Raw genomic sequence first — 3,525 nt, forward strand, 5'->3', positions numbered from 1 at the left:
CGTCCCGTTGTCACCGGGAGCGGTGGCGTGCGCGGCGGGCATGGCGAGGGCGGAAAGGGCCAGGGCACCGGAGACGGCGGCCACGGTGGCTCGTATACGCATGCGTTCCCCAGGTGGAGAAAAGGGGCCGGCGCCGGTCTTCCTCGCGGTTCGTCTCGGCGCGGGGCCCAATGATCGTGGAGTCTGTTTGACTCACGTGATCAGATCCCTCACCGGTGGGGGTGGTTGTACGGGAATTTGAATTTTCTGCCGACGGCCTGTCAGTCGCCGTGCGGCGGCCATTCCGGGCTTCGGGCACGGGGTTCTCGCCCTGACCGCCTGCGGCCTCGGACACGGCCGCCTGCCCGGGGCCCTGCCAGTCCGACGCGGCCCCGGCGCCGCTCCGTGTTCCCCTGCCTCCACGGACCGCATCGCCCCACCCTGGGCCGCTTCGAGCGAAACAGAGACGCTGGAGTACGATTCCCGTTCGATTAATCGTACGGCTCTGGGAGGACGGGCCTTGAGCACCCAACTGAGAGAAACCGCAGTGCAGTTGGCTGACGTGCTCTGGCGTCAGCACACCGTGTACCGGGACCGGGCCGGGGGTGTGGTCATCCGGGGAGAGCATGTGCAGCGCTGGATCACTCTCGGCCCCTCGGGTCGCAAGGACGAAATCCTGCTCCGTGCGGGCCGTATCCTCGACGGCGGCACCACCGCTCCGGCGCGTTCGGAGACTGTCGTATCGCTCTGTGCCGGCATCGGCGAGCTCGCCACGGCCTGCCGCCGCCTGCTCGCCGAGACCGCCGCCGATGCCGCACCGCCCGCCCCGGCGGCTCCCGGCCGGACCAAGCAGTCCGAGGAGCCGAAACGGCCCGGGCGAAAAGGGAAACGGATGAGCCTCGCCTCCTGGACGATCCTCGCCTGCGTGGTCGGGGTCGTCGTCCTCTACGCCTACAGCACTGCGACGACAGGCACGCGCTGAAAGCCCGTACGGGTTGGCGTACGCCAACAGCTCCTTCTGGCGGTGATTGGGTGCCTGCCCCGGGCGGACTGAATCATCGAACCCCGAGGCGGTGAGGCAGCTGGCCCTTGTCGCACCCCGGGTCACGGCCTTTACCGTGCGGACGACCTCACCGTCGACCCCGCTTAGGACCTTCTGATCCGTAGCTCTATGTGGATCGGTCGTCCAGGGTCGTAGAGGCCTCGATGCGGTTCCTCAGAGTCGGTGTAAGCCGCTGGTGTCAGACATCAGTGGTCCGCTTGACAAGTTCTCGCTGTCGGCAGTTGCGCATGATGCGGCCGCCCTGCGATCAGGGTCGACGTCGCACCAAGCGCCGCAGAGCGGCTACTTCAACGGTGCGGACGATGATCAGGACGATCACCGTTGCGATCAACCGCGCTCGATGAGCAGGTTCCATTCTGGAGCGGTATGCGGTTTCGTCGGCGGACCGTCAGGCGTCTGATCTGCGCCGGTTCGTTGAGCCTCGCCTACGACGACCGATGGGTGCGCAGGTGGTCCAGGGCCATGGCAAGCGCATCGCGCAGCGGCGTGATGTCAGAGCGCAGGTGAGCGAGCATCAACCCGCCCTGCAGGGCCGCCATGGTGGCGGCTGCCAGGCGGCCCGGGTCGGCGTCGTCGCGGAGCTCTCCCTGCCCCCCAACCGGGTCAGGCCGCGGGCAAGGTAGGACTCCCATGTGCAGAAGGCGGAGTCGAGCTCGATCTGCAGGGCCGGGTCGCCGTCGAGTTCGCCCACCAGACTGCCGAGGGGACAGGCGTACGGACCGTCGGGTCCGGCGTGCATCGAGAGTAGGTCGGCGGCCCAGCCCTCGAAGTCCTCCCAGGTGTGCATGTGTTCCAGTCGCGGCTGGCCGGCCAGGATCCCTTGGAGCTGGTGATCGATGACCGCGGCGATGAGTTCCTGTTTGCTGCCGAAGTAGTGGTAGAGCTGCGACTTCCCGGCCCCGCAGGCGGCCAGCACGTCATCCAGGCTGGTCGCGGCCACTCCGCGCTCCGACATCAGTTGTGCGGCCGCGGCCACGATCGCGGATCTGGTGCGCTGCCCGCGCTCCGTCATCGGTCGGGGCCGACCGGGCTCCCTGGCTGTACGCCGTTGCGGCCGCGCGTTTCTTTCCTGCGTTGGTTGCAGGCGCACGCTGAACTCCTCGCCCCACCAATATTCCTCCTCCAGCTTCCAGCCCGTCTGCTCGGCTCTGCCTGGGTCGACGGTGGACGGGATGGGAGCTCCCCGCGCACGCCACTACGGGCCCGCAGCCAGCGACGGTGCCCCCTCCATCCCGGTGCCGGCCGATCCCCCGCCGGAGGCATCGCCTTGGCCGTAGGCCGCTCCGTGCGGTGATCGACTCATGGCCTCCGGTCCTATCCACGTGTGCGTCGGCGCAGCGTGGGCGGAGCGGGCCGGAGGCAGGAGCGGCGCCCGCAGCGGAGCCGGGAGCGCGCCCGGCGGAGCGGAGCGCAGCCGGGGCTTGATGAGGTAGAGAAACCTGTAACGGTTGCTGGTCACAGCCACTCGTTTGGCTTGGTATGGTCCGCACCGTATCCAGGCCGGAGCTCCCTACTGGCCGACACATCCGTGGACGGCAGGCGAGGTTTGTCGTGTGGGTGGACTCTCTTCTCCGTGTCACAGGTTGGGACGCGCGGGACGTCGCGCAGCCCTGGGCGGAGATCGAAGCGGAACTGGGGACGGAACTACCGGGCGACTACAAGCAGTTGTGCCAGGCCTTCGGCGTCGGCGAGTTCTGCCAGGAGGTGTCGGTGCTGTGCGCCGACGAGACCCGCGTGGGGGACCTGCTGGTCTGGTGGCGCGGACTGCTGGAGTACGACGACGATTCGGACGGACCGTGGGCGCCCTACCGGATTCATAAGCCCGGCTCGACCGGGGGCCTGATCCCATGGGGAACCACACGTTCGGCTGACGAGTTCTTCTGGCAGGTCACTGATGGCCCGGTGGAGGCATGGCCGGTCCTCGCCCTGCAGGTGGACAGCCAGGAGTGGAGCCGTTACGAGATGACCGCCACGGAGTTCCTGTACCGGATCCTCACCGATCCCGGGTTCCACTGGCCCTACACCTACTCCGTGGCACAGGCCATGTCTGGGCCCGTGGCACAGGCCGTGCCCGAGCCGTTCTTCGAGCCTGCCTGAACAGCCGGTGACGGAGAGGAGGGCTGTGATAGACGGGGGCCGCAGTCGTACGGGTTTCAGCAACCGACCTCCGCGCCGTATGGCTCCCAGACCTCTGAGCTGTTCACCCTTGGCCCAAGATCCTCTCCGAACAGCACACCTAGTTGGTGCGGCTGAGCGTGGTCAGGTGATCGAGGTACTCGCGGCCTGTCGGCTCGGCTGCGAAGTCTCGGTTGACGATGGCTGCAAGCTCGCGGCTGACCATGAGCAGGGACGGCAGGGACTGCCGGTCGCCCTTCAAGGCCCACTCGCCGTAGTTCACGGCCTGGTCCAAGTCGCCTTGCCGCGCTGCGACCACGCCGAGGGTGATCCTTGCTTCCGCCATCCGCATCGGTGATCGCTCGGAG

Annotated in this window: 3 protein-coding genes and 1 pseudogene; 2 read left to right on the plus strand and 2 right to left on the minus strand. The window is 67.9% G+C overall.

The features are described from left to right. The first annotated feature begins 499 nt into the window (after positions 1-499). Positions 500-961, plus strand: coding sequence for a hypothetical protein (locus tag VXC91_RS43585; RefSeq protein WP_329512889.1), 462 nt, complete (start codon positions 500-502; stop codon positions 959-961). A 595-nt stretch (positions 962-1,556) separates the two neighbouring features. Here the strand turns inward: VXC91_RS43585 and VXC91_RS43590 are convergent. Continuing rightward, entirely contained in the window at positions 1,557-2,054 is a 498-nt protein-coding gene (locus tag VXC91_RS43590) for a TetR/AcrR family transcriptional regulator (RefSeq protein ID WP_329512890.1), read from the minus strand. Positions 2,055-2,599: 545 nt separating this feature from the next. On the opposite strand from VXC91_RS43590, the gene VXC91_RS43595 reads away from it, so the two are divergent. Then, the gene (locus VXC91_RS43595) at positions 2,600-3,139 is read left to right on the plus strand and encodes an SMI1/KNR4 family protein (RefSeq protein WP_329512891.1); all 540 of its coding nucleotides are present in this window, start codon (positions 2,600-2,602) and stop codon (positions 3,137-3,139) included. A gap of 139 nt (positions 3,140-3,278) precedes the next feature. Here VXC91_RS43595 and VXC91_RS43600 read toward each other — a convergent pair. Further along, positions 3,279-3,525: pseudogene (locus VXC91_RS43600) on the minus strand (hypothetical protein); the annotation flags it as partial.

Origin of the sequence: Streptomyces chiangmaiensis, from assembly GCF_036281785.1 — a bacterium.
In the GTDB taxonomy this organism is placed as follows: Bacteria; Actinomycetota; Actinomycetes; order Streptomycetales; family Streptomycetaceae; genus Streptomyces; species Streptomyces chiangmaiensis.